General features: G+C 70.1%; 21 protein-coding genes. 16 read left to right on the forward strand and 5 right to left on the reverse strand.

The features are described 5' to 3' along the window. The first annotated feature begins 206 nt into the window (after positions 1 to 206). From ACWC09_RS12385 to ACWC09_RS12400, 4 genes are all read left to right on the forward strand, one after another. A complete protein-coding gene (locus tag ACWC09_RS12385; protein WP_450850466.1) occupies positions 207 to 1,739 on the forward strand; it encodes a DUF4331 domain-containing protein in 1,533 nt (510 codons plus the stop codon). Positions 1,740 to 1,912: 173 nt separating this feature from the next. Then, positions 1,913 to 3,457: a tetratricopeptide repeat protein gene (locus ACWC09_RS12390; RefSeq protein WP_450850467.1), complete on the forward strand. Its 1,545-nt coding sequence runs from the start codon at positions 1,913 to 1,915 to the stop codon at positions 3,455 to 3,457. Further along, positions 3,454 to 5,187, forward strand: coding sequence for a HoxN/HupN/NixA family nickel/cobalt transporter (locus tag ACWC09_RS12395; RefSeq protein ID WP_450850468.1), 1,734 nt, complete (start codon positions 3,454 to 3,456; stop codon positions 5,185 to 5,187). Before ACWC09_RS12390 ends, ACWC09_RS12395 begins: the two co-directional genes overlap by 4 nt. 44 nt (positions 5,188 to 5,231) lie before the next feature. Further along, the gene (locus ACWC09_RS12400) at positions 5,232 to 6,824 is read left to right on the forward strand and encodes a protein kinase domain-containing protein (protein WP_450850469.1); all 1,593 of its coding nucleotides are present in this window, start codon (positions 5,232 to 5,234) and stop codon (positions 6,822 to 6,824) included. On the opposite strand, the gene ACWC09_RS12405 is transcribed toward ACWC09_RS12400, so the two are convergent. Then, on the reverse strand, positions 6,825 to 7,619 hold the full coding sequence (locus ACWC09_RS12405) for an SGNH/GDSL hydrolase family protein (protein ID WP_450850470.1): 795 nt from the start codon (positions 7,617 to 7,619) through the stop codon (positions 6,825 to 6,827). It lies immediately after the preceding gene. 275 nt (positions 7,620 to 7,894) lie between these two features. On the opposite strand from ACWC09_RS12405, the gene ACWC09_RS12410 reads away from it, so the two are divergent. From ACWC09_RS12410 to ACWC09_RS12435, 6 genes are all read left to right on the forward strand, one after another. Continuing rightward, positions 7,895 to 9,103 (forward strand): S8 family peptidase, encoded by a 1,209-nt coding sequence (locus tag ACWC09_RS12410; protein WP_450850471.1) that lies wholly within the window; start codon positions 7,895 to 7,897, stop codon positions 9,101 to 9,103. A gap of 115 nt (positions 9,104 to 9,218) precedes the next feature. After that, positions 9,219 to 9,698, forward strand: coding sequence for a hypothetical protein (locus ACWC09_RS12415; RefSeq protein ID WP_450850472.1), 480 nt, complete (start codon positions 9,219 to 9,221; stop codon positions 9,696 to 9,698). 345 nt (positions 9,699 to 10,043) lie between these two features. Next, positions 10,044 to 10,895 carry a glycosyltransferase family 2 protein gene (locus ACWC09_RS12420; protein ID WP_450850473.1) on the forward strand — a complete coding sequence of 284 codons (852 nt, stop codon included), beginning with the start codon at positions 10,044 to 10,046 and terminating at the stop codon, positions 10,893 to 10,895. Next, a complete protein-coding gene (locus ACWC09_RS12425) occupies positions 10,892 to 11,914 on the forward strand; it encodes a glycosyltransferase family 2 protein (protein ID WP_450850474.1) in 1,023 nt (340 codons plus the stop codon). Before ACWC09_RS12420 ends, ACWC09_RS12425 begins: the two co-directional genes overlap by 4 nt. Beyond that, positions 11,907 to 12,707 carry a polysaccharide deacetylase family protein gene (locus ACWC09_RS12430; RefSeq protein WP_450850475.1) on the forward strand — a complete coding sequence of 267 codons (801 nt, stop codon included), beginning with the start codon at positions 11,907 to 11,909 and terminating at the stop codon, positions 12,705 to 12,707. The genes ACWC09_RS12425 and ACWC09_RS12430 overlap by 8 nt, the downstream gene beginning before the upstream one ends. Further along, positions 12,700 to 16,740 carry a lipopolysaccharide biosynthesis protein gene (locus tag ACWC09_RS12435; protein ID WP_450850476.1) on the forward strand — a complete coding sequence of 1,347 codons (4,041 nt, stop codon included), beginning with the start codon at positions 12,700 to 12,702 and terminating at the stop codon, positions 16,738 to 16,740. The genes ACWC09_RS12430 and ACWC09_RS12435 overlap by 8 nt, the downstream gene beginning before the upstream one ends. A 12-nt stretch (positions 16,741 to 16,752) precedes the next feature. On the opposite strand, the gene ACWC09_RS12440 is transcribed toward ACWC09_RS12435, so the two are convergent. After that, a complete protein-coding gene (locus tag ACWC09_RS12440; protein WP_450850477.1) occupies positions 16,753 to 18,183 on the reverse strand; it encodes a GH39 family glycosyl hydrolase in 1,431 nt (476 codons plus the stop codon). A gap of 168 nt (positions 18,184 to 18,351) precedes the next feature. Between ACWC09_RS12440 and ACWC09_RS12445 the strand changes: the two genes are divergently transcribed. Both ACWC09_RS12445 and ACWC09_RS12450 read left to right on the forward strand, forming a co-directional pair. Then, positions 18,352 to 19,446 carry a DUF5925 domain-containing protein gene (locus ACWC09_RS12445; protein WP_450850478.1) on the forward strand — a complete coding sequence of 365 codons (1,095 nt, stop codon included), beginning with the start codon at positions 18,352 to 18,354 and terminating at the stop codon, positions 19,444 to 19,446. Positions 19,447 to 19,475: 29 nt separating this feature from the next. After that, positions 19,476 to 20,228, forward strand: coding sequence for a DUF72 domain-containing protein (locus ACWC09_RS12450; RefSeq protein WP_450850479.1), 753 nt, complete (start codon positions 19,476 to 19,478; stop codon positions 20,226 to 20,228). 71 nt (positions 20,229 to 20,299) lie between these two features. Here ACWC09_RS12450 and ACWC09_RS12455 read toward each other — a convergent pair whose 3' ends face one another. Next, positions 20,300 to 20,671: a GntR family transcriptional regulator gene (locus ACWC09_RS12455; RefSeq protein WP_450850480.1), complete on the reverse strand. Its 372-nt coding sequence runs from the start codon at positions 20,669 to 20,671 to the stop codon at positions 20,300 to 20,302. Positions 20,672 to 20,741: 70 nt separating this feature from the next. On the opposite strand from ACWC09_RS12455, the gene ACWC09_RS12460 reads away from it, so the two are divergent. Both ACWC09_RS12460 and ACWC09_RS12465 read left to right on the forward strand, forming a co-directional pair. Beyond that, positions 20,742 to 21,674 carry a GNAT family N-acetyltransferase gene (locus ACWC09_RS12460; RefSeq protein WP_450850481.1) on the forward strand — a complete coding sequence of 311 codons (933 nt, stop codon included), beginning with the start codon at positions 20,742 to 20,744 and terminating at the stop codon, positions 21,672 to 21,674. Next, positions 21,655 to 22,227 carry a DUF402 domain-containing protein gene (locus ACWC09_RS12465; RefSeq protein WP_450850482.1) on the forward strand — a complete coding sequence of 191 codons (573 nt, stop codon included), beginning with the start codon at positions 21,655 to 21,657 and terminating at the stop codon, positions 22,225 to 22,227. The genes ACWC09_RS12460 and ACWC09_RS12465 overlap by 20 nt, the downstream gene beginning before the upstream one ends. Here the strand turns inward: ACWC09_RS12465 and ACWC09_RS12470 are convergent. Next, complete coding sequence (locus ACWC09_RS12470) at positions 22,224 to 22,841, reverse strand: class I SAM-dependent methyltransferase (protein WP_450850483.1); 618 nt, start codon at positions 22,839 to 22,841, stop codon at positions 22,224 to 22,226. The two genes, ACWC09_RS12465 and ACWC09_RS12470, sit on opposite strands and share 4 nt — an antisense overlap. 138 nt (positions 22,842 to 22,979) lie before the next feature. Here ACWC09_RS12470 and ACWC09_RS12475 point away from each other — a divergent pair, with 138 nt between their 5' ends. Further along, a complete protein-coding gene (locus ACWC09_RS12475) occupies positions 22,980 to 23,114 on the forward strand; it encodes a hypothetical protein (RefSeq protein ID WP_450850484.1) in 135 nt (44 codons plus the stop codon). A 10-nt stretch (positions 23,115 to 23,124) separates the two neighbouring features. Here the strand turns inward: ACWC09_RS12475 and ACWC09_RS12480 are convergent, their stop codons facing one another. Further along, positions 23,125 to 23,574, reverse strand: coding sequence for a GNAT family N-acetyltransferase (locus tag ACWC09_RS12480; protein WP_450850485.1), 450 nt, complete (start codon positions 23,572 to 23,574; stop codon positions 23,125 to 23,127). A gap of 163 nt (positions 23,575 to 23,737) precedes the next feature. Here ACWC09_RS12480 and ACWC09_RS12485 point away from each other — a divergent pair, with 163 nt between their 5' ends. Further along, positions 23,738 to 24,769, forward strand: a complete 1,032-nt coding sequence (locus ACWC09_RS12485) for a lytic polysaccharide monooxygenase auxiliary activity family 9 protein (RefSeq protein ID WP_450850486.1) — start codon at positions 23,738 to 23,740, stop codon at positions 24,767 to 24,769. Positions 24,770 to 24,831: the final 62 nt, after the last annotated feature.

Here is a 24,831-nt window from a genome sequence, read left to right on the forward strand (position 1 = left end):
CACCTCCGGATGGGGTACGGATCAGCGCGCCCAAAATGCGGGTCCATGTCCCACCAATGAAGTCGCGCCCCACCGAAGAAGTTTCGCGCCTCGACTGAAACAAGATCGAGGGTTCGCCGTAAAGACGTTTGAGATTCGACCAATCCACTCCGGCGACCGCTCCGAATCAGCGTTCGTCAGGCAAGTTGGGACTGAGGACGGACGGCATGACAACTGACTCCAGGGGCAGCGCGGGACGCAGGAGCATCGCGACCCTCATAGCTGGTGCGCTGGCCGCCGGCGGGCTCGCGGCCGCCGGTGTGGCCACGCTGGAACCGGGGGCGGCCTCCGCCTCCAGCCACCGGGAGGCCCCGCTGATCTCGGGGCAGCCCCAGTACGACAACACGGACCTGTACGCGTTCGTCAGCCCGGACAAGCCGGACACGACGACGGTCATTGCGAACTTCATCCCGTTCGAGGAGCCGGCGGGCGGCCCGAACTTCTACCAGTTCGGCGACGACGCGCAGTACGACATCCACATCGACAACAACGGTGACGCGCAGGGCGACCTGCTGCTCCGCTACACGTTCCGCACGCAGACGAAGAACAAGAAGTCGTTCCTGTACAACACGGGCGTGGTCAACAACCTGACCGACCCCGACCTGAACATCACGCAGACGTACGACCTCGACCTGATCAAGCTGAAGAACCAGAAGGTCGTCTCGAGGACCAAGCTCGCCGACGACATTCCGGTGGCGCCGTCGGACGTCGGCAAGGCGTCGATGCCCGACTACGGCAAGCTGCGCGACCAGGCGATCTACAAGCTGTCCAACGGCGGCCAGACCTTCGCCGGCCAGGCCGACGACCCGTTCTTCGCCGACCTGCGCGTCTTCGACCTGCTGTACGGCGGGAACCTCTCCGAGGTCGGCCGGGACACCCTCAAGGGCTACAACGTCAACTCGATCGCCCTGCAGCTGCCCACCGACATGCTCACGGAGTCCAAGAAGCAGCCGGTCATCGGCGTCTGGTCGACCGTCGAGCGAAGGAACGCCCAGGGCTACTACGAGCAGGTCTCGCGCCTGGGCAACCCGTTGGTCAACGAGGTCGTCAACCCGCTGAAGGACAAGGACAAGTTCAACGCGTCCTCGCCCTGGGAGGACGCGCAGTTCCTGAAGAACGTCACCAACCCCGAGCTGCCGAAGCTCATCGAGGCGATCTACAAGATCAAGGCGCCGTCGGAGCCGCGCAACGACCTCGTCGACGTGTTCCTGAAGGGCGTCAAGGGCCTCAACCAGCCGCCGTACGTGCGTCCGGCGGAGGAGCTGCGCCTGAACACGTCCATCGAGCCGACCGCCTCTCCGAAGCGACTGGGCGTCCTCGACGGTGACAACGCGGGCTTCCCGAACGGGCGCCGGCTCACCGACGACGTGATCGACGAGGCGCTCCAGGTCATGGAGGGCGAGCTGGTCGGTTCCAAGAACGACCTGGGCGACGCGGTCGACAAGAACGACAAGGGCTTCGGCAAGTACTTCCCGTACCTGGCCAACCCGACGGCCGGTTCGCGCGGTGCGACCGCCAAGGGTGTCACCAGCGGCAGCGACGTCAAGAACCAGCTCGGTGACGCCCTGCAGCCCGCGTCGGCCGGCGGCATGGACAACACCACCCTGATCGCGGCCTCCGCGGGCGGCGGCGCGGCCGGTATCGCTCTGATCGGCGCGGGCCTCATGTGGTGGCGCCGGATGCGCAGCCGGGTCTACTAGGCCACCCCCCAACGGCGGATCGGGCGGCTTCTTCGGAGCGGCAACCGCCCGATCCGCGGATCTCGTAGCACCCACAGACTGGCGCGGCCCGCACGTACTCATCCCCCACGGTGCGGGCCGCGCCGCCCCGAGCCACAACTTCCGTACACCGCACGTCACCTGAGGAGAGGGCAATGGCCCCGCGTACCAACGACAGCGAGCCGGACCGCTCCGCGGAGCGTGCGGAGAAGGCGGAGAGCGTCGCCGAACCGGAGTCGGAAACAGCTGTCGGCTCCCCGGAGGGTGCGTCGGTCGGCACGCCGGAGGGCGGTTCCGCCGGCCCTCAAGAAGGCGCCTCCGCCGACGAGCGTGTCGCCGCCGTCCGTCGGGTCGCGGCCGCCGGCCGGCGTTGGCACATCGGGCAACTGACCGGGCTCGCCGCTCTGTTGGCCGTCGCTCTCACCGGGGGTTCCATCGCGTACGGCGCCATCCGGGACGGCGGCACCACGGCCGTCGCCGCCGCGCCCAGCGCGCTGTCGCCTGCGCTGCTGAACAGCGGGAACATCGACGCGAGCATCCTCTCCCTGCAGGCCCATCTCAAGGCGCAGCCAAGGGACTTCGGCAGCTGGGCCGGCCTCGGACTGGCCTATGTCGAGCAGGCCCGCACCAAGGGCGACCCCTCCCGCTACCCGCAGGCCGACAAGGCACTGAAGCGCTCCCTCGACGTGAAGCCCGGCAACGAACAGGCCGTCACCGGCCAGGCGGCCCTCGCGGCGGCCCGGCACGACTTCAAGGACGCCCTGAAGTACGCCGACGCGGTGCTGAAGGAGAACCCCTACAGCCAGAACGCCCTCTCCTCCCGTATCGACGCCCTCGTCGAACTCGGCCGCTACGCCGACGCGTCGAAGGCCGCCGACACCGCGGACTCCCGGCGCCCGGGCATCCCGATCTTCACCCGGTACGCGTACGTGCACGAGCTGCGCGGCGACGTGAAGACGGCCCGTCGGGTCCTGGAGCAGGCCCTCGGCACCGCCAGCACCAAGGGCGACATCTCCTACGTCGCCTTCCAGCTCGGCCAACTCGCCTGGAACCAGGGCGACTACAAGACCGCGCTCACCGACTACGCCCGCGCCCTCGCCGCCGACGACAACTACCTCCCGGCGCTGGAGGGCCGCGCCCGCGCCGAGTACGCGAGCGGCGACAAGGCGACCGGACTCAAGGACATGGAACAGCTCGTCGCGCACTATCCGCTGCCCCAACCCCTCGTGGAACTCGGCGAGATGTACGAGGACCGCGGCGCCGCCGGCGACAAGGCGAAGGCCCGCGACCAGTACGCCCTCGTCGACGCCTGGATCGCCCTGGCCCGCGCCAACGGCGTCAACGCCGACCTCGACACCGCCCTCGCGGCGGCCGACCACGGCGACAAGGCAGCGGCCCTGCGCGCCGCCCGCGCCGAGTGGGCCCGCCGCCACACCGTGCACACCGCGGACGCCCTCGCCTGGGCGCTGCACGTCAACGGCAAGGACGCGGAAGCCCTCCCGTACGCGAAGCAGGCCACGGCGACCGGCTACCGCAACGCCACCTTCCTCTACCACCGCGGCATGATCGAACGCGCCACCGGCCACACCAAGGACGCCCGCAGCTCTCTGCAGAAGGCCCTGAAGCTGAACGCCGGCTTCTCGCCGCTGGGCGCCGGCGAGGCCCGTAAGGCACTCAAGAACCTGGAGGCGGCCCAGTGAACACCCGTCGCTTGCCGGCCACCTCCGCGGCCGTCCTCACGGCGGCCTGCGCGCTCGCGCTGGCTCCTTCCGCCAGCGCGAGCGCGCACCCTCTCGGCAACTTCACCGTCAACCGCTACGACGGCCTGGTCGCCGCCCCCGGCAAGCTCCGCGTCGACCATGTCGAGGACCTCGCCGAGATCCCGGCGACCCAGGCCAAGCCGGACATCAAGCGGCTGGGCATGACGGAGTGGGCCAAGGAGCGGTGCGACAAGGCGGCCGAGGGCAGCAAGGCCACCGTCGACGGGCAGGCCGCCACGCTCACCGTGGAGAGCAGCAGGGCCCGGCTGCGGCCCGGCCAGGCCGGCCTGAACACCCTGCGGGTCGAGTGCCGCTTCACCGCGCCGCTCCCCAAGGCCGAGACCGTGTCCGTCGGCTTCCACGCCGAGGGCGCCACCTCCGGCCCCGGCTGGCGCGAGATCACCGCGCGCGGCGACCGGATGACACTCAGTGCGACGGACGTACCGAAGAAGTCCGTCTCGCGTGAACTCACCAGCTACCCCAAGGAGTTGCTCTCCTCCCCCGCCGACACCTCGTCGGCCTCCCTGCGGGTGCGCCCCGGCGGACCGGCCCTCGTCGAGGACCAGCCGGACGCCCCCGCCGCCTCCGTCCTCCCGCGCGGCGCCGACCGCTGGACGCAGGCCCTGAACAACCTGGTCGCCCGCCACCACCTCACCGCCGGCTTCGCCGCACTCGCCCTGCTGATCGCGATCGTCCTGGGCGCGATGCACGCGCTCGCCCCCGGCCACGGCAAGACCCTGATGGCGGCGACGGCAGCGGCCCGCGGCGGGAGGGCCCGCCTCAAGGACGTCATGCCCCTGGCCGCCTCGGTCACGGTCACCCACACTCTCGGCGTGGTCGCCCTGGGCCTCCTGGTGACGGCCGGCTCGGCGGCGACCCCCTCGGTGATCGCCTGGCTGGGCATCGCGAGCGGCGCCCTGGTGATCGCGGCGGGCGCGAACCTCGTACGCCGGGCCTGGCGCAACCGCGCCCATACGCACGGGCACGAGCACGGGCACGAGCACCCACACCCTCATGGCCACGACCACGGCCATACCCACGACCACCCCCACGGGACCGGCCGCACGCACGACCACCCCCACCCCCACACGCACGACGCCGAGGAGACCGAGGAACGCTCCCTGGCCCTGGTCGCCGCCCACACGGAGACCGCGTCGGCGACGGCCACCGAGGCCCACACGCACGCGCACACGGCCGGCCACACCCACGATCACGACCAACCCCATGACCACCACCATCACGACCACCCCCACCCGCACACGCACGATCACTCCACCACCATCGAGCACACCCATGGCGGCTTCGCCCACACCCACTCCACCGCCCCCACCCTCCGCGGCACGATCCTCCTGGGCTTCGCCGGTGGCCTGGTTCCCAGCCCCTCCGCCGTCGTGGTCCTCGTGGGCGCCGCGGCGCTCGGGCAGGCCTGGTTCGGCCTCCTTCTCGTCGTCGCCTACGGCATCGGTCTCGCCCTCACCCTGACCGCCGCCGGGTTCGCCGTCGTGAAGTTGGGTACGGGGATGAATCGGGTGCTGGACAGGCGCCCCCGCTGGACCACCCACCCGATGGCCGCCCTCGTCCGCCGGACCGCCCCCCTGGGGTCCGCGTTGCTGGTGGTGGCTCTCGGGGCCGGGCTGGTCCTCAAAGGGGCGGCATCCGCACTCGGATGAGCTACTTTGTGAATGAATCAGGTGAGATGCCGTGGGGGGCGTCGGTGTCGGAAGAATCGGGCAGTGAACGTCTGATCGCGGGCCGCTACCGTCTGCTGTCCCCTCTCGGTGAGGGTGGCATGGGGACGGTGTGGCGGGCCCGCGACGAGGTGCTGCACCGCGAGGTCGCCGTCAAGGAGGTACGGGCGCCCGCGGGGCTGCCGGCCTCGGACGTCGAGCGGATGTACGCCCGCCTCGAGCGCGAGGCGTGGGCGGCCGCGCGGGTCGCCAACCGCAACGTTGTCACGGTGTACGACGTGGCCACGCAGGACGGCCGGCCGTGGATCGTGATGGAGCTGGTGCGCGGTATCTCGCTGGCCGAACTGCTGGACGCCGAAGGCCCGTTGGAGCCTCAGCGGGCCGCGCACATCGGTGCCGAGGTGCTGGCCGCGCTGCGGGCGGCGCACGAGGCCGGGGTGCTGCACCGGGACGTGAAGCCGGCCAACGTGCTGCTGTCGAACGACGGCCGGGTGGTGCTGACCGACTTCGGCATCGCGCAGGTCGAGGGCAGTTCGGCGCTGACGATGACCGGCGAGGTGATCGGCTCGCCCGAATTCCTCGCACCCGAGCGGGCGTTGGGCAGAACGCCCGGTCCGGAGTCCGACCTGTGGTCGCTCGGCGTGCTGCTGTACGCGGCCGTCGAGGGCAACTCCCCCTTCCGTCAGGCCACCCCGCTCAACACCCTGCGTGCGATCGTGGACGAGGAGCTGCCGCCGCCGCTGAGGGCCGGACCGCTCACCCCGGTCATCGAGGGGCTGCTGCGCAAGGATCCCGCCGAGCGCATTCCGGCCGACCGGGCCGAGCACGACCTGAGGATCATCGGAGCCGGGGGCACTCCCTCCAAAGGAACCGAGCCGACGTCGCCGTACACCCCGACGATCGCGGCCTTCCCGGAGCCGACCCCGTACCCCACGGCGGGGCGCACCCAGCCGGTCCCCGCCCCGGCCCCCACGAGCCCGGTCGCCCCACCGCCGCAGCCGGAGCGCAACCGTCGCGCCGGCCTCGTCCTGCTCATCGGCGTGGTGGTGCTCGCCCTGGCCATCGGCGGGCTGACGTACGCGCTGCTGAACCACGGCAACGGCAACAAGGGAAACAGCAACGCCGACACCCCCCGTACGGACACGGGGACTTCGTCGACCGCCACGCACACCACCCCGGACAGTCCGGCGCCAAGCCCCAGCACCAGTGCCTCCACCACGACACCCCAGTCCGTGAGCGTCACGCTCACCGGCTCCCACACCGACTACTCCGGCACCTGTCCGCCCGCCCAGAGCGACGCACCCGCCTTCACGGCGACCTTCACGGTGGGCAGGCTGCCGGCCGAGGTCACCTACCGGTGGGTGTCGAAGGACGGGCAGGTCATGGACCAGGGGTGGAAGACCTTGTCCTTCCCCCAGGGCGGCGGGAAGACCAAGCAGGACAGGGCGTTCGTGACGACGTACAACAGCAGCGGGACCTTCCGGAACTCCATCAGTGTCGAGGTGCGGTCGCCGAAGCAGACGACGTCCAACTCGGTGCCGTTCTCGGTGACCTGTGTGGCGGAGACCCCGACGGGCGGGGCCTCCCCCAGTGGTACCTCTCCGTCACCCTCCGGCTGATCAGGCCGCGCTGGTGAGGACCGGCAGATAGCCGCCGGACTGGCCGGCCGCGGTCGGGTGGTACGACTCGCCGATGTTCAGCAGGTTCAGGCTGTGCAGCCAGGAGCTGCCCGAGCAGATCTCATGGCCGCTGAAGGTGGTGCGGACGTCGCCGAAGCTGAAGCCGTGGTTCGCGGCGACCTTGTTGATGGCGGTGTCGAGGTAGTCGGCCGCGCCGTTGATCGCCTGCCGCTTGGTCGCGGACAGGCCGACGCAGGTGGTGCCGAGCTTGTAGAACCGGGGGTAGCCGAGGACGACGACATGGGCGTTCGGGGCCTTGGCGCTGATCGCGTCGTAGACGCTGTCGAGCCGGCCCGGCAGCGTCGAGTCGACGTACGCCTTCGCGGTGTCGATGCGGGAGGTGCAGGCGCTGTCGGACTGGAGGACGCAGGTGGTCATGACGTCGGAGAAGCCGGCGTCGTTGCCGCCGATGGTGATCGAGACCAGGGCGGTGCCGGCGCTGAGCGGGCCCAGCTGGTTCGCCAGAACATCACCCGTACGAGCGCCCGAGCAGGCGGTGAAGTCGAACGTCGAGGGTGAATGGGCGGCCGCCCACAGGTACGGATACGCCTTGGTGCTGCGGTCGCAGTCGCCGCTGGAGGAGATGTAGCTGCCGGCGCCGACCCCGGAGGAGTAGGAGTCGCCGAGGGCGACATAGGGGCCTTCGGCGGCGTGGGCGGTACCCGTCCCGGTGAGGACGGCGGCGACAGCGAGGAGGAGCGAGCCGACGTAAGCGGCAAATCGGGAACGTCTCATGGAACCTCCCTTTAGCAGGATCTCTGCCACAACTGTCGTAGCAACTACGCGTATTGACGGGAAGTGTCCATGCCAAAGACATGTTTGATTACGTGCCCATGACAGATTTGTTGACAGCCCCTCAACTCCCTTGTTCTAGACACGTACTTGGCAGATCCTTTACTCGGCCTTGAACGGGAACGCGACGTTCCAGGCTGTGTGCGCGACCGCGCACACCCCCCCACAGCCGCGCGTTCGACCCAGACGCGCGCCGCCTGGAGGAGGACTCCCTCGTCATGGCACAACTGCGTAGCAGGAAACTCCGGTTCGCCGCCGTCACCACCGTGGCGACCGCCGCCCTCGTCGGCGGGCTCACCGCCCTGCCCGCCCAGGCCGCCCCGGCCGAGGGCAAGGTCCTGGCCGCCGGCTCCCCCACCGCGATCAGGGACAGCTACATCGTCACGCTCAAGAAGACCGCCGGGCTCAAGGCAACGTCGAGCGCGGGCAAGAGTCTGATCAAGGAGTACGGCGGCACGGTCAGGAAGACGTACGACACCGTGCTCAACGGCTACACCGCCACGCTCTCGGCCACCGAGGCGAGGAGACTCGCGGCCGACCCGTCGGTGGCCTCCGTCGAGCAGAACCAGCGCGTGCGGCTGACCGACACCACGCAGTCCAGCGCGCCCTGGGGCCTGGACCGCATCGACCAGGCCGCGCTTCCGCTCTCCGGGACGTACACCTACCCGGACAGCGCGGGCGGCGGCGTGACGGTCTATGTCGTCGACACCGGCGTCCGCATCACCCACGCGCAGATCAGCGGCCGTGCCTCCTACGGCTATGACGCGGTCGACGGCGATACCACGGCCTCCGACGGCAACGGCCACGGCACCCATGTGGCCACGACGATCGCGGGCTCGACCTACGGCGTCGCCAAGAAGGCGAACATCGTGGCGGTCCGGGTGCTCGACAACAGCGGCTCCGGCACCACCGCGGGCGTCATCGACGGCATCGAGTGGGTCACCGAGAACCACACCACGCCGGCCGTCGCCAACATGTCGCTGGGCGGCTCCGCCTCCTCCTCGCTGGACACGGCGGTCGCCAACTCCATAGCCGACGGCGTCACGTACGCGGTGGCGGCGGGCAACAGCTCCGCCAACGCCTCCTCGTACTCCCCGGCCCGCGTCTCCACCGCGATCACGGTCGGCGCCACCACCAGCGCGGACGCCAAGGCCGGCTACTCGAACTACGGCTCGGTCCTGGACATCTTCGCGCCGGGCTCCTCGATCACGGCGGGCTGGAACACCAGCGACACCGCGACGAACACCATCTCCGGTACGTCGATGGCGACCCCGCACGTCGCGGGCGCGGCGGCGGTCTATCTGGCGAGCCACACCTCGGCCTCCCCGGCCACGGTCGCCTCGGCCCTGGTGAACGGCGCCACCTCGGGCGTGGTGACCAGCGCGGGCACCGGCTCGCCGAACAGGCTTCTGAGGCTCGTCCCGTAGTACCGCGGAGCCGGACCCGAACCACCGTTCCCCGGAGGCGGCCGGCGCCTCCGGGGAACGTCCGTCCGGACATGTTCAAGAGTGCATAGGAACTGGTGTCCGCCGCCTCGGTGTCTTGACGCCCCGTCTGACGCTGCGCGACATTGAAGCCTGGCATCCGGCGCGCTGGGGGGCAAAGTCGCCAATGCAGACCATCCGTATCAAGAGATCACCGAACGACCGGGACGCCGAGCGGGCACGACAGGGACCGGGGAGGGACCTGTCACCACTGCTGGCGGGCGCCGCCACGGCCGTAGGGCTGTTCGGCGCACTGCTCACGTTCGTCGACTCCGGTTCGCCGCTGCGCGGGCCGCTCACCCTGTTCTTCCTGCTCGCGGCACCCGCGACCGCCATCGGGGCGGCGCTGCGCGGGCTGGAACCCTTCGGCCGTGCCCTCGCCGCCGTGGCGGGCTCAGTCGTCCTCAACATGCTGGTCGCACAGGGCATGTTGGCCGTCCATCGCTGGTCCTGGCGCGGCGGAGTGATCGCCGTGACCGTGATCAGTTGTCTCCTTCTTCTTCTAAGTTTCGTAACGGTCAAACCAACAAAAACGTGAGGCCTGGTTCCAGGCCTTGCCATAAGGGTTCAATCATCAATACCGTCGTATATCTCACCCGCATCGGACCATCATCAAGCGGCTCTAGGGGAGGGCTCAAGGACCGCGGTGGTTTCCGGAGCGGGGCGCGGTAGGGGGGTGCCGTGCTCGGTGACCGCACTTGTGACCGAGTCGTGCCGCGCGACCGGCTGCTGCTCAGCGGCAGACGGCCAGCTTTGCCAGCTCGCTTCGGCGTGCACAAGAACCATTTCTGCATGCCCTAGGCGTGAACCCCCCTTTCGAACCGGACACGTAGCCGGGCCGCCCGGGGGCGGGCGGTCCACCGGACGAGAGGGACCAAGACTCATGAGTTCTGTTCTTCGGCCGGCGACAACGGGTCAGGACCCGTCAGCTGCCAGCGAATACCGGCCGATCTCTTCTCACCTGGCCATCACGCCACCGGTGAGTGTGGTGATCCCCGCCATGAACGAGGCGGAGAATCTCCCCTACGTCTTCAAGACGCTGCCCGACTGGATACATGAGGTCGTTCTTGTCGACGGCAACTCCACGGACGACACCGTCGAAGTGGCGCGCGGTCTGTGGCCCGACGTCAAGGTCGTCGAGCAGCAGGGCAAGGGCAAGGGGGATGCCCTGATCACCGGGTTCGAGGCGTGCACCGGCGACATCATCGTGATGGTCGACGCGGACGGCTCGGCCGACGGCAACGAGATCGTCTCGTATGTCTCCGCCCTGGTCTCGGGCGCGGACTTCGCCAAGGGGTCCCGCTTCGCCAACGGCGGCGGCACCGACGACATGACGTTCATCCGCAAGATGGGCAACTGGGCGCTGTGCACGATCGTCAACCGCAAGTTCGGCGCCCGCTACACCGATCTCTGCTATGGGTACAACGCGTTCTGGCGACACTGCCTGGACAAGATCAGCCTCGACTGCACCGGCTTCGAGATCGAGACCCTGATCAACATCAGGGTGGTCAAGGCGGGGCTGAAGGTGCAGGAGATCCCCAGTTACGAGTACCTCCGCATCCACGGCACGAGCAATCTGCGGGCCGTGCGGGACGGGATCCGGGTGCTCAGGGTGATCCTCGGGGAGCGCTCCAACCGGCGTGAACTGCGCCGCCAGGAGCACCACTCGCCGATGCTCGCCTCGGTCGACCTCGATCCGGTGCAGGTCAACTCGGCCCGGGGAGAAGCGTCTTGAGCGATCTCGACGTCTCCGTCGTGATCTGCGTCTACACCGAGGACCGCTGGGAGGACATCCTCGCGGCGGTCTCCTCGGTGCGGACGCAGTCCCGGCCCGCGCTGGAGACCCTTCTGGTCGTCGACCACAATCCGGCCCTGCTGGACCGACTGACCAAGGAATACAAGGATTTCGAGGAGTCCGGCGAGGTCCGCGTGCTCGCCAACGCGGGCCCCCGTGGTCTGTCCGCAGGACGCAACACCGGTATCGCCGCCTCCCGCGGTGAGATCATCGCGTTCCTCGACGACGACGCCGTGGCCGAGCGGGAGTGGCTGCGGCGCTTCACCGACGGCTACGCGGACCCGCGGGTGATGGCCGTCGGCGGCCGTACGATGCCGATCTGGGCGTCGGGCCGCCGTCCGGCCTGGTTCCCCGAGGAGTTCGACTGGGTGGTGGGCTGCACCTACAAGGGGCTGCCGCCGGGCCGGGTCCGGGTGCGCAATGTCCTCGGAGGAAACGCTTCCTTTCGTCGTACGGCGTTCGACGCGGCGGGCGGCTTCGCGACCGGCATCGGGCGCGACGGCGACAAGCGCCCGCTGGGCTGCGAGGAGACGGAGCTCTGCATCCGGCTCACCCGGGCCAGACCCGACGCGATCCTGCTGATCGACGACCGTGCGGTGATCCATCACCGGGTGCCCGAGGCGCGCGAGCACTTCGGGTACTTCCGCACGCGGGCGTACGCCGAAGGCCTGTCGAAGGCGCTGGTGGCGCGAAGTGTGGGCACGGACAAGGGACTTGAGTCGGAGCGCCGGTACACCACCCGGGTGCTGCCGGCCGGTGTGGTGCGCGGTCTGCGTGACGCCGCGCTGGCCCGGCCGGGCGGTGCGGGGCGGGCGGGGGCGATCGTCGCCGGGGTGCTGACCGCGGCGGGCGGGTATGTGGTCGGGAGTGTGCGGGCGCGACGTGGCGGAGCGACGTTCTCCGTCGTCGAAATCGAGGGAGGATCCGTCGTCGAGATCAAGGGGGGATCTCATGACTGAAGCACCGGTGCCGATCCTGATGTACCACTCGGTGGCCACCGCGCCGAACGACGCCACGCGCGAGCTGTCGGTGGCGCCGGAGGCGTTCGCCGAGCAGCTGGCGCTGATCGGCGACCTGGGCCTCACACCGGTCAACACGGCCGACCTTGCCGCGAGTTGGCGCAAGGGTCGCTCGCTGCCGCCCAGGCCCGTCCTGATCACCTTCGACGACGGCTACGAGGGCGTCCACCGGCACGCCCTGCCCGTGCTCGCCAAGCACGGCTTCGCGTCCACCCTGTTCGTCTCCACCGGCTGGCTCCGGGGCGCCCACGACACCGGAGGCGGCCTCGACACCATGCTGGACTGGGACCAGGTGCGCGAGCTCGCCGCCGCCGACGTGGAGATCGGCGGTCACAGCCACACCCACCCGCAGCTCGACCAGCTCGACGACGACCGGCTCCGGCACGAGCTGATCCACTGCAAGGAGATCCTCGCCGACGAACTGGGCGCCGTACCGGCCTCGTTCGCCTACCCGTACGGCTACTCCAGCCGCCGGGTCCGCGAGGCGGTCCGGGAGACGGGGTACGCCCAGGCACTCGCCGTCGGCAACGCCCTCGCACGGCGCCGCCAGGGCCCGTACGCCCTGCAACGGGTCACCGTGCGCCGCAGCACCGGGATCGAGGAGTTCGAGCGGCTGGTCGAAGGCCGCGCGATCGCCCGCAACTTCGCCAGGGACCGTGCCCTCACCAAGGGGTACGCCATGGTCCGCAGAGCACGACAGGTCCGCCGGAAGGCCATTCGTTCCCGTGTCTGACACGACGACCACGACCGAGGCAGCGTCGCCCCCGACCGAGGCGCCCGAGCAGTCGGGGCGCCGTCTTCGCCTGCCCGGCCTGGGCAGATCCCCAGGCGGCAGCCCGCTGTTCCGCAACGCCTACGCCCTGATGCTGAACACCGGCATCTCCGCCGTGCTCGGCCTGGGGTACTGGCTCATTGCCGCCCGCTACTACTCCGAGTCCGCGGTGGGCCAGGGCTCGGCCGCGATCGCCGCGATGAAGCTCCTCGCCGGACTGACCGCGGTGACCCTGACGGGCGCCCTGGCCCGCTTCATCCCGGTGGCGGGCCGCTCCACCGGGCGCCTCATCTTCCGTACCTACGCGGCGAGTTGCGTCGTCGTGTGCTTCGCGGCGGGCATCTTCCTGCTGACCCTCGACACCTGGGGGCCGTCGTACCGGTTCCTGCACGGGTCGGTCAAGGGCCTCGGCTTCATCATGGCCGTGGCCGCCTGGAACCTGCTCACGCTCCAGGACGGTGTGCTGACCGGGCTCAGAAGCGCGCCCTGGGTGCCGGTCGGCAACACGGTGTTCTCGGCGGTGAAGCTGGGGATGCTGGTCGGACTCGCGACCACGATGCCGACGAGCGGCGTCTTCGTCTCCTGGGTCCTGGCGATCGCCACCTCCGTGGTGCCGCTCGGGCTTCTGGTGTTCCGGAAACTGGTCCCCCGGCACATCAAGGCGACCGAGGACCACGCGCGTCCGCCGACGGTCAAGGAGATCGGCAGGTTCCTCGGCGGCGACTACACGGGCTCGTTGTTCTCGCTCGCCGTGGTCTACCTCGTGCCGGTGATCATCGCCTCGCAGGTCAGCTCCACGGACAACGCCTACTTCTACATCACCACGACGATCGGCGGCACGGTCAACCTGCTCGCCATCAACATGGGCGCCTCACTGACCGTCGAGGGCTCGCACGACCCGGGCCGGCTGTCCGCCAACACCCGCGCGGCGCTGAAGCGCATGGCGCGGATCATGCTGCCGATCTGCGGGCTCATCTTCATCGGCGCACCGTGGATCCTCGGCGTCTTCGGCCAGGGCTACGCGGACGCGGCGACCCCGCTGCTGCGCTGGTTCGCGATCGGCGCGCTGCTCCGCGTCGTCATGGAGACGTACTTCGCGGTGCTGCGCGCGCAGAGCCGCACCGCCGGACTCGCCTGGCTGCAGGGCCTGTTGTGCGTGCTGGTGCTCGGCCTCACCCTGCTGCTCCTGCCCCGGATGGGCCTGACCGGTGCCGGTGTCGCCGAGATCTCCTCGCTCGCGCTGATCGTCACCATCGCCGCACCCAGGCTGTACCGGACCATCAAGGCCGCCCCGGCCGCCGAGGTGCCCGAGCACACGGCACCCGACGGAGACCTCGCCGACCTGGGGGCGCGCGAGGTTCCGGCCACCGCCAAGCCGCGCCGGCGCGGGCCGGCCTGGGCACTGGACACCGACACCCTCGCCCTCGGCATCCACGTCGACTTCGACCACCTGGAACGCCGGCCGGACGTGCGCCCGGGCCCGGGCACGCCGCCCACGGGGACGCCGGTCGTACGGCCGGACCATCGGCCGACCTGGGCGAAGCTTCCGGAGCTGGGGCCGCCGGGGGCCGGGGCGCCGCTGGGGCTTCCCGTCGAGGACCGAGAGCCTGGTTCCGAGGTCTCGCTGGGGCGGGCGGGCGAGGAACGGAAGCCGGACTCCGGCACAGCGCCAGGCCTGCCGGGCGAGGAGCGCAAGGCGAGCTCGGAGGCATCGCCCGGCCTGTCGATCGCGAAGCGGAAGCCGGGCTCGGAGCCGTCGCCCGGCCTGCCCGTCGAAGGGCGCGAGCCGGGCTCGGAGGCGTCCCTGGGACCGGCCGAGGCATCACAACGGGCCGAGTCGGAGGTGGACGCGCCGTTCGAGGGCACGTTCGATCTCGGCGCGGGCAAGAGGGTCGTACGAGAGGCAACGGCGTCGCTCGTGCGGGAGGAGGCGGCCGTACGAGAACCGGAGCCGCCGTCGCTCACCTGGCGCGAGCGCCTGCACCCCAGCCGTGCCGGGCTCGTCCTGGGCGGTGTGCTGGCCGCCGCGCTGCTGCTGTACTGGGTGCCGGCACTGGGGCTCGGCGAGTCCGACCTGGACCGCATGGGCGGGCTCGGCCTGATCTCGATCCTGCCGCTGCCCACTCTGATCGGTGCGGCGCTGCTGGTCGCGGTGTTCGCCTCGCTGCTGTGGCTGGGCCGTGAGCACAAGACGCTGCTGCTGATCACGCTGCTCGCAACGGTCGTCTCCCTGCACGCGCTGCCGGCGGTGATCGAGACCGAGCCGCGCTTCCCGACGGCCTACCAGCACCTCGGCTTCCTCGACTACATCGACCGCACCGGTTCCGCCGTGCCCGACCTGGACGCCCGCTGGAGCTGGCCGGGCTTCTTCGCGGCGGCCGCGTTCATCGGCAGGGCCTGCGGGGTCACCGACTTCACCGAGGTCATCCGCTGGTGGCCGCTGACCATCCAACTGCTCTATCTGGCCCCGATGTTCCTGCTCGTGCGCTCGATGCGGGCGAGCTGGCGGGCCAAGTGGACCGGTATCTGGATCTTCGTCCTGAGCGGCTGGGTCGGCCAGGACTACTTCTCCCCGCAGGGCTTCACCTACCTCCTCTACCTGGCCTTCGTGGCCATCCTGCTCGTCTGGTTCCGCGCTCCGCACGTGATCTGGACGAAGCGGCGCCCCGGCGAGGCGGAGGTCGAACCGACGAACCGCCGCCAACAGGCGGTGCTCCTGGGCGTGTTGGTCGGCCTGTTCGCGGCGAGCGTCCCGGCCCACCAGCTCACCCCGTTCGTGATGCTGGGCGTGATCGCGGTGCTGGTCCTGATCGGCAGGTGCGAACTGCGCGGCCTGCCCATCCTGTTCGGCGTACTGGTCGCCGTCTGGCTGGGCTTCATGGCGGAGCCGTACTGGTCCGGGCACTTCCAGGAGCTGTTCGGCGGGGTCGGCGGAGTCGGCAGCAATGTCTCCACGTCCGTCTCCGGCCGTATCCAGGGCGGCAGTTCGACCCACAAGCTCGTCCTGTACACGCGGGTGCTGCTGGCCGGCTTCATCATGGCCTTCGCCTGCTGGGGCTGGTGGCGCCGGCGCGACCACAAGTACCGCGAGCGGTCGCTGCTGGTGCTGACCTTCGTCCCGTTCCTGGGCTTCGGCATGCAGTCGTACGGCGGCGAAATGGCCCTGCGCGTCTTCATGTTCGCCGTGCCCGGCGCCGCCCTGCTGGCCGGACTCGCCCTGTTCCCGCGCGCCGGCGTCACCGCCGAGGAGCGGGACAAGGACCGGGTGAGCCTGGCTCCGCTGGCCGCGCTGATGGCGGGTCTGCTCCTCATGGGCGGCTTCCTGGTGGCCCGTTGGGGCAACGAGCCGTTCGAGCGGGTGCGGCCCGGCGAGGTCGCCGCCATGGACTACGTGTACGCCCACGACAAGCCGACCGTACGCCTGCTGTGGCTGAGCAACGACACGGTCAACGACGTGACGCCGGCGATGCCGTGGGGCACCAAGGACATGGAACGGGTCAACTATGTGCCGACGCTGGCACCGGCCGACCCGGTCCTGGTGTCGGGGCTGGTCAAGGCGCTCAAGGACGCGGGCCCGAACGCGTACCTGATGATCAACTCGAGCCAGATCACATACCTCCAGATGGACGTGGGCTACTCGGCCACCTGGGAGCCCCGGCTGATCCAGAACCTGGACCAGCGGACGGAGTTGAAGAGGGTCTACGTCAACGCGGACGCCACGATCTACGCCCTCAAGAAGCAGCCCGAGGGCAAGGTGCCGAGGCCCGACCCGGGCCCGATCGGGCCGCAGATCACCTGGACGCCGTGGTCGGTCGTCGGCGCCCTGGCCGCGCTCGCGCTGATCCTGATGCTGACGGCACGCGAGGTCGTCCGGGTCGCGACGCGGCCGAGCGTGCGCCAACTGCGCCGGCTGCAGAGCAGCTTCTGGTTCTCGCTGCCGCTGCTGGCGGTGCTGCTGGCTTCGTTGGTCCAGCGGTTCCTGACGATGAAGTGACCGTGCGGTGGCTCAGCGCTTGAGCCACCGCACCTCGTACGCCTGCATCTCGAACCGCTTGCCGTCGATCTTCGCGCTGATGGACCGGTCGAGGGTGTTGACCACCAGGACGGTCTTGTCGGTGGCGAGGACGCGCACGTTGGGCACGTCGTCGGCGGCGACGGACACGGTCTCGTACCGGGAGCCGGGCGGGAACTCCTGGTCGAACCGGGAGACGAGATCGAACATGGGCAGCTTCCGGCCCCCGCCCGACCCGTCCGTCGGCGTCCACAGACAGCCGGGGCAGTCGTCGCCCTTCTCGTCCTCCGGATTCCAGTAGAACCCGGAGGACGCACCGCCCTTGACCATGGCGATCATTCCGGCGGCCTGCACGGCGACCCGGCGGGTCTCGGACCAGCCCGTGCGCTCGTCGTTGCCGTCGGCGGGCTCGACGTAGTACTCGGCCCACCACAACGGCAGATCGCCGGTCTGCCGCCGCACCCACTTCCCCACGGCCGTGAGCTTGTCGGTGGCCCCGAACTCGTCGGGCAGCATCTCGTCGTCGTTCGTGTAGCTGGAGCCGTCCACCACGACGAAGTCGGCACCGGCCTTGTTCTTGTTCCAGTAGTCGAAGGCGTCGAGGACCCGCTGGTCCATGGCGCCCCAGGCGCCCTTGAACGTCTTCGAGGCCTCGTCGGCACGCGGGTCGACACTGTCCATCACGAGATACGGCCCGCCGACCATGATGTCCTTGTCGACCTTCTTCAGCGCCTTGTACACGAGGTTGTACAACTTCGTGTAACCCTCGTAGTCCCAGCGGCCCTTGGAGTCGTTCCAGAAGCCCTTGAACTCGTTCCAGACGATGAAGTGCCGTACGTCCGGATAGCGCTTGGCGACGGTCGCGGCGAGGGCGGCGAAGTCGGCGTAGTGCTCGGGCAGCGGGGCCGTCTCCAGCGCGGACTGGCTCCAGTTGGTGTTGTCGACGCCGGACTTGCCGCCCTTCATCCAGTCCGGGGAGCAGCACAGGGTGACGACCGGGCTGCCGCCCGACTTGCGGATGAAGTCGATGCGGCGGTCCATCGCGTCGAAGTCGTAACGCCCCTTCACCGGCTCGGGGTTGTCCGCCCCCCAGCCCATGATCGCCTGGTCCTGCGGCAGCCCTCCGGCGTCCGAGAGCAGCTTCTCGACCCGGTCCGTGGCGGTCGAGCTGCCCTCGTCGGCGCTGTACTGGGTGTGTGTGAAGCCCCAGCCGACCTCGGGCTTGTCCTGGTCCTTCGGCGTCACCGGGGTGCCGTGCACCGTGGCGCCGTTCTTGGAGGTGCCCTTGGTGCTTCCGCCGCTGTCCGGAAGCGTGTTGATCAGGGTCACGATCAGTGCGAGTGCGGCCACGCCCACGCCGAGCAGCGCGGTGAGCCGCCACCGCAGTGTTCCCCCGGCTCCCGAATTCCACCCATGACGTCCCATCGAGGGCAACAGTAACGGTGTGAAGTCCGTGGAGGGCAGATGTTGTGGATGCACAGCTCTGCAACAGGACGGATTACACACAAACGGACTCTCTGGACACGGCCGACACACCCGGCGCACTACGGAAACCGGGTGCACGCGGCCGCCTCGTGCCGGATCATGGACGCCATGTCTGCGAACCCTTACGACGCGCTGCCGATCCGGCTCAACGTCGACGACAGCGACTCGCCGTCCGACGTCGTCGACGCGCTGTTCCTGGGCCGCTTCGCGACGGGCGAGCAGCCGTACTCGCATGCGGCGAACATCGACCGCGTACGGTCGGGCGCCACGCTCCTGCCCCCGGACGCCCGCGTCCTGCGCGTCGCCCGCGACGACGACCGCAGCGCCACGCTGGCCGAGGGCGACGGCTGGACTCTGCTGGTGTCCCGCTGGAACCGGGGCGCCGACGTCACGGTCACGGCGACCAGCGCCGAGCTGGCGCAGAAGGTCCTCGACCAGGCGACCGACGGCGCGGCGGACGAGCCCGAACCGCAGCCGGAGAACGTGACGATGGGCTTCTGGTACGTCTCCCCCAGGCGCGGCCCGCACCGCACGACCCGCCAGATCTCGGCCGGCACCTGGGACGAGGTCCGGGAGAACTACACGGGGCCGGTCGCGGACGCGATGGACCGCCTGATGAAGACGACCCCGGAGGACATCGCCGGCCGCCTGCTCCTGCTCCACGGCCCGCCCGGCACCGGCAAGACCTCGGCCCTGCGCACGCTCGCCCGCTCCTGGCGGGACTGGTGCCAGGTGGACTGCGTCCTGGACCCGGAACGGCTCTTCAGCGACGTCGGCTATCTGATGGACATCGCGATCGGCGAGGAGGACTCGACGGGCAAGGGCCGCTGGCGCCTGCTCCTGCTGGAGGACTGCGACGAGCTGATCCGCGGCGAGGCGAAGCACACGGCGGGCCAGGCCCTGTCCCGCCTGCTGAACCTGACGGACGGCCTGCTGGGCCAGGGCCGCAATGTACTGGTGGGCGTCACGACCAACGAGGACCTGGAACGCCTTCATCCGGCCGTCGTCCGCCCCGGCCGCTGCCTCGCCCGCATCGAGGTGGGCCCGCTCACCCGCCGGGAGGCGGTCGGGTGGCTCGGCACGGAGGACGGCGTGGGTCGCGAGGGCGCCACACTGGCGGAGCTGTACGCCCTGCGCCGCGGGACGTCACCGACGGCACTGCCGGAGCCGCGGGACGGGGCGGACGCGGGTCTGTATCTGTAGGTCGGGGCCTCGGGTGCTTTGATGGATGTATGACCCTGTTCGTCGGAACGTCGGGGTGGCAGTACAAGGACTGGCGGGGTGTTCTGTACCCGGCCGAGTGTCCGACGCGGCTGTGGCTGGAGGAGTACGCGGAGCACTTCGCCACGGTGGAGATCAACAACGCGTTCTACCGGCTGCCGACACGGGAGAACTTCGAGGCCTGGCGGGAGCGGGTGCCGGGGGACTTCGTGGTCGCGGTGAAGGCGAGCCGGTATCTGACCCACATCAAGCGGCTACGGGATCCGCAGGAGCCGGTCGAGCGCCTGATGACGCATGCGGCAGGCCTGGGCGACCGTCTCGGCCCGGTACTGCTGCAGCTGCCGCCGACCCTGAAGGCGGACGCGGGGTTGCTGGACGCGTGTCTCCGCTGCTTCCCGTCCGGTACGAGGGTGGCGGTGGAGCCACGGCACGAGTCGTGGTGGACGCCCGAGGTACGGCAGGTCCTGGAAGCGCGGGGCGCCGCCCTGTGCTGGGCCGACGTCCAGGCCCGCCCGGTGACACCACTGTGGCGGACGGCCGACTGGGGGTACGTCCGCTTCCACGAAGGCCGGGCGAAGGCGTGGCCGCATTACGGGCGACGGTCGCTGGAGACATGGGCCGGGCGGCTCGCGGAGACCTGGGCCGCCGACGACGACGTGTACGCGTACTTCAACAACGACCCGAACGGAGCGGCGGTGGAGGACGCGGCGAGGTTCGCGGGGGCCGCCCGCAAGACAGACGTCTCCGTCACCCGCACCCCGTGAACTGCACGTCTCTTCTTTCCGCCGAACGGCGATCAACGACGACGGCGCGTTCCGGCGGTGCCGAACTCCCCTCAGCCCTTCTCATATCCCGCCCGCAGCGCGTCCCGCACGGCCGCCAGCGCCGCCTCCTCGTCCAACCCGAGCCGTCGAACCCGCTCGACGTAGGCCTGAGCGGCCGAGGCCGCTTCACGCTCCGCGGCCGAGCCGGCGGCAGCCACGTACGTTCCGTTCCGTCCCCGTGTCTCGATCACCCCGTCGCTCTCCAGCGCCCGATACGCCTTGGCCACCGTGTTGGCCGCCAACCCCAGTGACTCCGCGAGCCCCCGCACGGTCGGCAGCCGGTATCCCACCGGCAGCACCCCCTCCCGAGCCTGCTCGGAGATCTGCAACCGCACCTGCTCGTACGGCGCCGCACTGTCGTCGATATGGATCTTCAAGGTCACGCCCCGATTCTCCCGCACCCACCGAAAAATGAGGGGCGCCCGGGCGTGTCCCCACGTAGCGTGCGCGCACATGACTGTGAACGTGCGCGATCTGCGCCCCGACGACCGGCCCGACGTCGAGGCCTTCGCTCAGGTACGCCATCTCGCTCTTCCGCACATCATCTGGACCCCGGACGGGATCCTCCACCGCCTCGCCCACTCCCACCCCGAGGCCCGTTTCAGGTCCCTCGTCGCGGAGGAGGACGGCGAGGTCATCGGCACCGCCCAGGTGCAGCTGGCCCACGACAGCCCGGAGCCGGGCCTGGGCATGCTCAACATCTACGTCCACCCGGACCGCGTTCACCGGGGCGCGGGCACGCTCCTGGTCCGTGCGTCGGAGGAACACCTGACGGCGCACGGCGCGACAAAGTTCTTCGCCTGGGTCCTGGACGAGCCGGCCGACCGGTCCTTCGCCGAGCGGCACGGCTACCGCGCCGGCCGCTCGGCCCACTTCCTCCGCCTGGACCTGACGGCCGGCACCCTCCCTCCGCTCCAACCCCTGCCCCCGGGCGTCGAGTTGCGCAGCGCGGCCGACCTCGCGGACGATCCGCGCCCGCTGTTCGAGCTGGACGCGGAGACGACGTCGGACGAACCGAGCGACGTGGACACCGAGTTCACCGACTACGAGGTCTGGATCGAGGAGAACTGGAGACACCCGATGCTGGACCGGGAGTTGACCACGATCGCGTTCGTCGACGGCCGTCCCGCCGCCTTCAGCGCGGTCCACACCGACGCCGCGACCGGCCGCTATGCCACCGCCATGACCGGCACGGCCCGCGACTTCCGCGGGCGGGGCCTGGCCAAACTCACCAAGAACCACTCCCTGCACCGGGCCCGCACCGCCGGCTTCACCCATGCCTTCACGGGCAACGACACCGACAACGGCCCGATGCTCGCGATCAACAAGTGGTTCGGCTACGACATCATGGCGACGGAGGTGCGCTATGTCCGCTCACTCGGCTGACCCGGCACCCCCCTTGACCGTCGTTCTCGTCAAGGCGGGTCGCACGAAGATCCGTTACGAGTCCGAGCTGCTCCACGACGACGGCACCCGCATCACCGTACGGGCCCCCTGGGCGGGCGCCGGCACCCGCGACTTCGGCTTCGTCCGCTTCGAGCCCGGAGACGTCTTCACCGAGCACTACTGGCGCGACCGCTGGTACGCGGTGAAGGAGGTCCGAGACGCCGAGGGCACCCTCAAGGGCTGGTACTGCGACATCACCCGCCCGGCCACCCTCACCGGCACCGAGCTCGTCGTGGAGGACCTCGACCTGGACCTCTGGGTCTCCGCCGACGGCAAGGACGTACGCCGCCTGGACGAGGACGAATTCGAGGCCAGCGGCCTGAGAGACCGAGACCCGGAGGCGGCGTCAGCGGCAGAGGCGGCACTGCACGACTTGGAGCAGCTGGCCGACCCAAGGGGCGCGGGGCGTGACATGTCGCGGCACCGCCGCGCGGGCGCGACCAGCCACAACGAACCCGCAGCCGAGACACCGCCCCCCTTTCCACCCCTCTAGTCGCTCACGGCCACCACCACGTACCGCTCGTCATCCACGTCCTTGCCCCACAACACCGCCTCCTCCGACAGCCGCTCCACACGCACCTGGACGTGGAGCGATGCGAGCAGTCCGGTGAGCACGTCGGCCGGGATACCCGCCGGGTCGACCGTCCCCCACACGCCCTCCACCAGCACCAGCCGCCCACCCGGCCGCAGCAACCCCCGCCACTGCCGCAACGCCCGCCCCGGATCACCCAGCGCCCACACCATGTGCCGTACAAGAACCACGTCGAACCGCTGCTCCCCCACCGGCGGCACCTCCGCGTCACCGACCAGGAACACCGCGTCACGCCCGGCCAGCTTCGCTCGCGCGAGGTCGATCATGGCCGGGGAACGGTCGACCCCCGTCACCCGGTGTCCCTGCTCGGCCGCGAGGAGCGACAGACTGCCCGTGCCGCAGCCGAGGTCGAGCACATCGCTCGCCCGCTCCGGCAGCCAGCCGCGCAGCCGCTCGGCCCAGGCCTGCCGCACCTGAGGGTCGCGCAGCCCGTGATCAGGTTCGTCGTCGAAGGTGGCGGCCTCCGCGTCCCAGTCCACAGCCGCCCTGCTCAGTCCATCCCGGTCGTTCGTCATGCGCCCAAGAGTGACACCCGCCACTGACAGTCGATTCGTGACAGCCACCACAGACAGACCCCGACCGATGAGTCACTCTCCCGAAAAGGGTCTACCTCCGTGAGAACGCGGAACCCGGTGGCCCTGAAGGAGGCAGCCATGCGCCGGACCACTGTGCAGAAGCCCCTGAAGAAGACGGACACCCGCAGGGTCCGCGAAGAGGCCGACGCGCGTCCCGCCGGACGCCCGGAGGTGCGCGAGGACATCGCACGAACGTGGTGGCCGGACGGGTGACCAACCCTGGTCAGTCCAGCCGTTTGCGGTAGTGGATGCGGTCGTAGGGACCGTCCACAAGCCGCTCCACGACCTCGTAGCCGTACTTCGGATAGATCTTCTGGTTCTCCCACATCAACGCGTTCGTGTAGAGCCGGACCTCGGGCAGACCCAGCGCACGCGCGCGTGCGTCCACGAAGTGCAGCAGCCGTCGCCCCACACCCGTCCCCTGGGCGTCGGGGTGGACGGCGATGTTGTCGAGGTACAGATGGTCCTCGTGCTCCTCCAGCACCACGAGGCCGACCACGGGGTCGCCCGTGACGAACACCTGCCCCGCGGCCACGTTCGCCGCGTGGTCGCGCCGCATGGGCTGCGGCACCACCCCGATGCGCTCGATGTAGTGCTGATACCCGGCATCGGTCACGGCCTTCACGGCGGGTACGTCGGCGGCGACCGCCGGCCGGATCTCGTCCTGTTCCATGCCGCGCACGCTACTTACCTGATCCCAGTCTGAGCACTCCCTTAACGCCACCATAAGGATCTCCACCACCCGCCTCCAGCAGGCGATTTCAAGGTTTCTTGGGACTAGCTTCTGATCGCGCCCGCCGCATCCGTCAGGACGAACCGTTCCGAGGAGATCCCGCATGCCCGCACGCCGCCGCAAGGTCGCCGCCTTCGCCGTCCTCGGCGTGGCCCCGCTCGCCCTGACCGCCCTCGCCGCCGTCCCCGCGTCGGCGCACGGCACGATGGGTGACCCGGTCAGCAGGGTCGCGCAGTGCTACGCGGAGAACCCGGAGAGTCCCAGATCGGACGCGTGCAAGGCGGCGGTCGCGGCCGGCGGCACCCAGGCGCTCTACGACTGGAACGGCATCCGCATCGGCGACGCCGACGGCCGGCACCAGGCCCTGATCCCCGACGGCAAGCTGTGCAGCGCGAACAACGAGGAGTTCAAGGGCCTCGACCTGGCCCGCGCCGACTGGCCGGCGACGAGCGTGCGCAGTGGGTCGTACACCTTCAAGTACCGCGTGACGGCCCCGCACAAGGGCACGTTCAAGGTGTACCTCACCAAGTCCGGCTACGACCCGACCAAGCCGCTGGCCTGGTCCGACCTGGACCTGGAGCACCCGGTGGCGACGGCCACCGACCCGGTCGCGTCCGGCGGTTTCTACACCTTCTCCGGCACCCTCCCCACCCGCTCCGGCAAGCAGCTCCTGTACGCGATCTGGCAGCGCTCGGACAGCCCGGAGGCGTTCTACTCCTGCTCGGACGTGACGTTCGGCGGAAGCGGTGGCAGCACGGGCGGCAGTGACAACACGAGCGGCAGCGGTACGACGACCAGCGCGTCGCCCGCCCCCTCCGTACCCGCCCCCTCCGCCTCCGCGCCGTCCGACGAGCAGATCGAGGCGGGCGCCGACAAGTCCACCGTCGAGCACCACGGCCACGGCGACCAGGACGCGTCGACATCGGCCGAACCGACCACCACCACGGAAGCGGCCACCGCCAACTCGCCGAAGACAGCCGGCACTTCACAGAACCTCGCCGAGACGGGTGCCGGCGGCGGCACCCCGTATCTCGCCATGGGCGGTGCGGCCGCACTGGCCCTCGGTGCGGCGGCGCTGTTCGCCTCGGTCCGCCGACGCGCGACGACCGGCGGCGGCGGGCGGCACGGCCGGTAGTCCGGCCACCACAAGGACGGGGCCTGTCCGGCGGCTCAGGCTGGACAGGCCCCGAATCGTGC

This window comes from Streptomyces sp. NPDC001617 (assembly GCF_053596855.1).

Coding starts and splice junctions, on each gene's coding strand:
- ACWC09_RS12385 (WP_450850466.1), top strand. CDS start 207: ATGACAACTGACTCCAGGGGCAGCGCGGGACGCAGGAGCATCGCGACC.
- ACWC09_RS12390 (WP_450850467.1), top strand. CDS start 1,913: ATGGCCCCGCGTACCAACGACAGCGAGCCGGACCGCTCCGCGGAGCGT.
- ACWC09_RS12405 (WP_450850470.1), bottom strand. CDS start 7,619: ATGAGACGTTCCCGATTTGCCGCTTACGTCGGCTCGCTCCTCCTCGCT.
- ACWC09_RS12410 (WP_450850471.1), top strand. CDS start 7,895: ATGGCACAACTGCGTAGCAGGAAACTCCGGTTCGCCGCCGTCACCACC.
- ACWC09_RS12420 (WP_450850473.1), top strand. CDS start 10,044: ATGAGTTCTGTTCTTCGGCCGGCGACAACGGGTCAGGACCCGTCAGCT.
- ACWC09_RS12430 (WP_450850475.1), top strand. CDS start 11,907: ATGACTGAAGCACCGGTGCCGATCCTGATGTACCACTCGGTGGCCACC.
- ACWC09_RS12440 (WP_450850477.1), bottom strand. CDS start 18,183: ATGGGACGTCATGGGTGGAATTCGGGAGCCGGGGGAACACTGCGGTGG.
- ACWC09_RS12445 (WP_450850478.1), top strand. CDS start 18,352: ATGTCTGCGAACCCTTACGACGCGCTGCCGATCCGGCTCAACGTCGAC.
- ACWC09_RS12450 (WP_450850479.1), top strand. CDS start 19,476: ATGACCCTGTTCGTCGGAACGTCGGGGTGGCAGTACAAGGACTGGCGG.
- ACWC09_RS12460 (WP_450850481.1), top strand. CDS start 20,742: ATGACTGTGAACGTGCGCGATCTGCGCCCCGACGACCGGCCCGACGTC.
- ACWC09_RS12465 (WP_450850482.1), top strand. CDS start 21,655: ATGTCCGCTCACTCGGCTGACCCGGCACCCCCCTTGACCGTCGTTCTC.
- ACWC09_RS12470 (WP_450850483.1), bottom strand. CDS start 22,841: ATGACGAACGACCGGGATGGACTGAGCAGGGCGGCTGTGGACTGGGAC.
- ACWC09_RS12475 (WP_450850484.1), top strand. CDS start 22,980: ATGCGCCGGACCACTGTGCAGAAGCCCCTGAAGAAGACGGACACCCGC.
- ACWC09_RS12480 (WP_450850485.1), bottom strand. CDS start 23,574: ATGGAACAGGACGAGATCCGGCCGGCGGTCGCCGCCGACGTACCCGCC.
- ACWC09_RS12485 (WP_450850486.1), top strand. CDS start 23,738: ATGCCCGCACGCCGCCGCAAGGTCGCCGCCTTCGCCGTCCTCGGCGTG.